4 protein-coding genes are annotated in these 5,911 nt (G+C 65.4%); 1 reads left to right on the top strand and 3 read right to left on the bottom strand.

Annotated features, from left to right (window positions below; translation table 11 throughout):
- Positions 1-183 precede the first annotated feature (183 nt).
- Positions 184-1,422: an ABC transporter substrate-binding protein gene (locus tag EN742_RS21440; RefSeq protein ID WP_126058246.1), complete on the bottom strand. Its 1,239-nt coding sequence runs from the start codon at positions 1,420-1,422 to the stop codon at positions 184-186.
- A gap of 406 nt (positions 1,423-1,828) precedes the next feature.
- Between EN742_RS21440 and EN742_RS21435 the strand changes: the two genes are divergently transcribed.
- Positions 1,829-2,866, top strand: a complete 1,038-nt coding sequence (locus tag EN742_RS21435; protein ID WP_126058245.1) for a LacI family transcriptional regulator — start codon at positions 1,829-1,831, stop codon at positions 2,864-2,866.
- Between the two features lie 362 nt (positions 2,867-3,228).
- Here the strand turns inward: EN742_RS21435 and gndA are convergent, their stop codons facing one another.
- Together gndA and EN742_RS21425 are read right to left on the bottom strand one after the other, a co-directional pair.
- Positions 3,229-4,653, bottom strand: a complete 1,425-nt coding sequence (gndA, locus tag EN742_RS21430) for an NADP-dependent phosphogluconate dehydrogenase (protein ID WP_127405816.1) — start codon at positions 4,651-4,653, stop codon at positions 3,229-3,231.
- 94 nt (positions 4,654-4,747) lie between these two features.
- A partial coding sequence (locus EN742_RS21425; protein ID WP_148670183.1) for a copper resistance D family protein occupies positions 4,748-5,911 on the bottom strand: 1,164 nt, incomplete at its 5' end.

Below are 5,911 nucleotides of genomic sequence, written 5' to 3'. Positions count from 1 at the left end.
GCGCGGTGAGGATCATCGGGATCGAGGCGACCTTCGCATTGAGGTTGCGGAAAAGCTGGTTGGGGCGTTCGCTCTTGCTCATCTCGACAGCCGGGCTGGGGCAATGACGACATCACGCTCCTGACCCCGGATAGGCTGGGGCCAGGAGCTGGCGGGGGCGCCGTAATCAGTCGGCAAAAGCAATCAGTCCGCCGAAGCGATGATGTCGGCGAAACGCTTCTGCGCGTCTTCTACGGTCAAGTCCGGCTTGGCGAAGAATTCGGAGAAGAGATCCTCCTTCTGCTTCTGGCTGTCCTGCGACATCAACTGGTCGGTCCAGGGCATGACGCTGCCCTTGGCCAGGATGTCGAGGCCCTTCTTCATGCAGTCATTCGCCGCTTGCAGGTCGACGTCGCCGCGCACCGGCAGCGAGCCCTTCTTCAGGTTGAAGGCAACCTGCGTCTTGGGATCGAGCAGCGTTTCGGCCAGCACTTCCTGCGCCTTGGACTTGTCGGCGTCCTTCAGCAGCGGGAAGTAGAAGGCATCGCCGCCGGTGGCAATCACCTCGTTCAGCCCAAGGCCTGGAAGGCAGGTATAGTCCTTGCCGGCGGTCTGGCCGGCGACCTGGAATTCGCCCTGTGCCCAGTCGCCCATGATCTGGCCACCGGCCTTGCCGGTGATGACGAGATTGGTTGCCTGGTTCCAGTCCTGCACATTGGTGTTCTTCGCCATCTTGCGGGCATCGTCCGCGGCCTTGAATACCTTGGCGACCTCGGGCCCGGCGGCGAATTTCGCGTCCTTGTCCTTGTAGACCTTGAGGAAGGTATCGGTGCCGCCGACAGCCGCGAGCAGCACGTCGAAGGCGCCGGAGGCCTGCCAGGGCTGCCCACCGACGGCGAGCGGGATGATGCCTGCCTTCTCCAGCGCAGGGGCGGCCGCCACATATTCATTCCAGTTCTTCGGCACCGGCACGCCGGCCTTTTCGAAGGCCGCGTTGGACAGCCACAGCCATTGCCAGGAATGGATGTTGACCGGCACGCAATAGATCTTGCCGTCGATGGTGCAGCTGTCGAGCAAGCTCTTCGGCCGCACGACTTCCGTCCATTTGCCCTTGGTGGCGATATCGGTGAGGTCGCGCATCAGGCCGGCCTGCACCAGCTCTTCCGCCTGCCTGCCGTGGTTGAACTGGGTGGCGCCCATCGGGTCGCCGCCGGTGATGCGGCTGATCATGATCGGCCGCGCCGTGCCGCCGGAACCGGCGATGGCGCCGTCGACCCAGTGATTGCCCGTTGCGTCGAAGGCCTTGGCCAGCTCGGCAACAGCCGCCGCTTCGCCGCCGGACGTCCACCAATGGGTGACTTCCAGATCGGTCGCGGCCGCCGGACCGGCGAACTGCAGCGCGGCCGTCGCCGCCAGCGCAGCAGTCAGGATTTTGTATCGCATTTCGGTTCCTCCCAAGAATCTGAAACGTTACAGATTTTCGATACGGCAATTGCACGATATGCGCAACCCCTTACGCAAAGGCCGCTTCGATATTTTTCGGAGCGCGAACAAAATAGTTCCGCCGGGCACGAGTTTGTGCACCGCAATACGCAAAGCTGCGCTGCAAAACGCTAGAAGCTGGTAAAAAACTTATCGAAACGCCTTTCGCGCTGATTCCCAACGACTTTCCGAGCCGGGCGAGCAAGCCGGGAAAAAGCAGACCTGGGGCCGGCACGGACAACGGTCGTGACAATCTGTAACGTTTCAGTGTATGGGAGTTTTGTCGGACTGGAAGCTACCCGCCTGACGATAGCGGGCGATTGCCGGCCGACCCGGCGACTGCTATGCGCCTGACGGGCGGGACGATATGGACAGGGACCAGACGGACAGGGATGGCGAAGCGCCGGCCAGGCCGACGCTAAAGACGCTTGCCTTCATGACGGGGCTGGGCGTCACCACCGTGTCGCGCGCCTTGAAGGACGCCCCCGAGATCGGCGCCGAGACCAGGCGGCGCGTGCAACTCGTCGCCAGGCAGATAGGCTACCGGCCGAACCGCGCCGGCGTGCGCCTCAGGACCGGCAAGACCAATGTCATCAGCCTCGTGCTCAACACCGAGCGCGAGATCATGAGCTTTGTTTCGGACATCATCTACGGTGTCTCGGAGGTGATCGCCGACACGCCCTATCACCTGATCGTCACGCCCTATTCGCGCTCGCAGGATCCGCTGGATCCGATCCGCTATCTGGTCGAGACGGGCTCGGCCGACGGCATCATCATTTCGCGCACCCAGCCGGACGATCCGCGCGCCCGCTACATGCTGGAGCGCGGCATTCCCTTTGCCACGCACGGCCGCACCGACATGGGGCTCGTGCACCCCTATCATGATTTCGACAACTACGCCTTCGCAGGCGAGGCGGTGCGCTATCTCGCCGGCATCGGCCGCAGCCGGCTCGCCCTGGTGACGCCACCGGTCGGCCTCACCTACTATGGCCATACGCTGAACGGCTTTGCCGATGCGCTGAGTGAAGTCGGCGCCAGCGAGGTGCCGTTCAACACCGTGTCCATCGACCAGTCGATCGAGCAGATCAGGATGCGGACGGCGCAGCTGATGCGGCGCCGGGACCGGCCGGACGGCTTCGTCAGCAGCGCCGCCGCGGCGACGCTCGCCGTCGTCGCCGGCATCGAGGATGCCGGCCTGAAGCTCGGCCGCGACGTCGACGTGGTGTCGAAGCAGTCGTCGGAACTGCTGCATCTGTTCCGGCGGGAACTGCTGGTCGTCAACGAGAACTTCCGCCTCGCCGGCTCCGAGCTGGCCCGCTCGGTGCTCGGCTGGATCGGCGGCGCCGAACCCGGCTCGCTGCAATCGCTCAGCACGCCGAGCGAGGTTCAGCCCTATCGCAGCTGATTGGCGCGACTTGAAAGGCAGGTCAGGCCGAGTCGGAGTCGAAGACGAGCGCGCGGCGATCAAACTGGGTGGCTTCCGGGAACCGGAGCGGAGCGTACTTGAAGTACGTGAGCACGCGCATGACCCCGAAAATCAGAAAGATTTTCGGAAAGGATCATGCGCTAGAGCAATTCCAGGAAAACTGTGTAACGGTTTTCCGTCCGGAATTGCGCAGAAACAATTAGTTAGAGCGGGTCGGCGATTCTATGAAACGCTGAACCGCTCTAAGTCAAAATGCTACAGCGTCCTTTGCGCGCCCGTCCGGACGCGCGGCGCTGTAGAAGCGCAGGAGGCCGCCATTTGCAGGCCGGCCTTACCTGCCCTTAGGCCGCGCCGCTGCCCCAGGGTCCATGGAACGCGCCCTGCTCGCCGATGCGCTCGAAGCCGTGCGCGCCGAAGAAGTCGCGTTGCGCCTGGATCAGATTGGAGGTGCCACGCCCCTGGCGGTAGCTGTCGAAGTAGGCGAGCGCCGACGACAGCGCCGGCACCGGCGAGCCGGCTTCCGACGCCCGCGCCACGATCCTGCGCAGTGAAGGATGCGCCTCCTGCATCATGGCGATGAAGGCCGGCGCCATCAGCAGGTTCGTCGACGCGCTGCCAGAGCCGAACGCCTCGGCCATCGTGTCCAGCATCTGCGAGCGTATGATGCAGCCGGCGCGCCAGATCTTGGCGATGGTCGGCATCGGCAGGCTCCAGTTGAATTCCTTCGAGGCGCCGCTCATCACCGCGAAACCCTGCGCGTAGGCGGCGATCTTGCCGGCGAACAGCGCCAGCTCCAGATCCTTGAGCAGGGCGGCCTTGTCGCCAGCGATCTTGGCGACGCCGATATTGCCATAGGCCTTTTCGGCCGCCTGCCGCTCATCCTTGATCGACGACAGCACGCGCGCCGCAACCGCCGCTTCGATCGCGGTCGCCGGAATGCCGAGCTGCTGCGCCTCGATGACCGACCATTTGCCGGTGCCCTTCTGGCCAGCGCGGTCGAGGATGATGTCGACCACCGGCTTGCCGGTCTTCGGATCGTCGGCGGCCAGCACCTTAGCGGTAATTTCGATCAGATACGAATTGAGCCGGCCCTTGTTCCAGTCGGCGAAGACGGCGCCGATCTCCTTGGGGCCCAGGCCGAGGCCGTCGCGCAATATGCCGTAGATCTCGGCGATCATCTGCATGTCGGCATATTCGATGCCGTTGTGGATCGTCTTGACGAAATGGCCGGCGCCGTCGGTGCCGAGCCAGGCGGCGCAGGGCTCGTCCTTGAACTTGGCGGAGATCGCCGTCAGCACCTTCTCGACGCGCTTCCAGGAGTCTTCCGTGCCGCCGACCATGATCGACGGGCCATGGCGCGCACCCTCCTCGCCGCCGGACACCCCCATGCCGATGAAGGTCAGGCCCGAGCCGGACAATTCGGAGAAGCGCCGCATCGTGTCGCGGAAATTGGCGTTGCCGGCATCGATGACGATGTCGTTGTCGGACAGCACGCCGCGAAGCGCCGCGATCTGCTCGTCGACCGGCTTGCCGGCCAGCACCATGATGATGATCGGCCGCGGCGGCCGGATCGCGGCGGCGAGCTCGTCCAGGCTGTAGCAGGGCACGACCATGTCCTTCAGCGGCCCGGCGCCCGCGACGAAGGCGTCGGTGCGCGACGGCGTGCGGTTGAAGACGGCGATGCGGTGCCCATGCTCGGCAATGTTGAGCGCCAGGTTGGAGCCCATCGTGCCAAGGCCGATCAGGCCGATTTCGGCTTTTTCCATCGTTTCTTCCCTGCTTTCCGAATTTTGTTGGGCCGTGTTTTGCCGGGATGATTGACGGGCCTTTGCGATGGCGTCAACCGCCTCGAGCAATTTGTCACTCGGCGCGGATGTCGATCGGTGCCTCGATCTTCACCACCTCGAAGTCCGAAACCAGAATATCGAGCCGCGCCGTCCAGCGGCCGGGAACCGGGATGATCAGGTTGTCGACGCGCCATGTGCCGTCGCCCGGCTTCGTCGCCGGTCGTTTGATCGGCTCGATGCCGGAATCGGGCTTGGACAGCACCAGTGTCACCGCCTTGGCGTCGAGCGGACCGAAATCGCCGCTCATGATCACCATCGAGGCGGCGACAGGCCCAGAATGGCCCGGCGTGATGCTGAGATCCGCCATCGCTTTCAGCGTGTGGATGTGGATCGACACCGGCTGCGCGGCGGCGATCGCCAGCGCGCGCGGCGGCGGCGTGAAGCGCCAGCCGGCGGCGACGGCGAAAATGGCGACGACGATCAGCACCTCGGCCCCGATCGAGCGCGCCAGCCGCCGCTGTACCTCCGTGGCGCCGGCTTCGGCCGGAGCCGTCAGCGTCCAGCGGTTGATGGTGGCGAGCGTGAACAGAAACAGGAGCAGCACCAGCTTGACCAGCAGCAGCCTGCCATAGGCGGTGCCGATCAGCGCCGCCGGCGTCTGCACCTGGATGACGGCAAGCACGATGCCGGCGGCGGCAAGCACGGCGACGACCGGCAGGATCGCGCGCGAAAACCGATGCAGGAAAGCCCCGGCATCCTTCGACTGCTGCCTCACCGAAAGCCCGAGCGGCACCAGCGCGCCGGCCCAGAAGGCGATGCCCGCACCGTGCAGGAACACCATCGGCCGCGTCAGCCACTGCGGCTCGGCCGCGCTGGCATGGCCGCTGGCGGCGAGCGCGGCGCCGACGCCAGCCAGCCCGGCAAGGGCAAGCGGCTTGCGGCCGCCGCGCGGCCCGGCCAGCGACAGCAGGCCGAGACCAAGCGCGATCAGCGCGATCAGAACGGTCCAGCCGAAGCTGGTGGCGAACGCGGTCTGCCAGACCACCGGCTGCGCCAGCCGGGCAAGCGGCGCGCCGAGCGCATCGAGCCCCTGCAGCCCGAGCGACATTGGCGCCGCCGCCAAGCCGCACAGGATCGCGCCGATGACGAAGCGCCGGCCGCAGCGTTGGTCCTCGGCCAGCCAGGCAAGCGCGAAGGCGCCGCCGACACCAAGAAACAGGCCAACATAGAGCAGGAC

Source organism: Mesorhizobium sp. M4A.F.Ca.ET.020.02.1.1 (genome assembly GCF_004022645.1).
Classification (GTDB): Bacteria; Pseudomonadota; Alphaproteobacteria; order Rhizobiales; family Rhizobiaceae; genus Mesorhizobium.
This window is presented reverse-complemented; position numbering and strand designations above follow the sequence as displayed.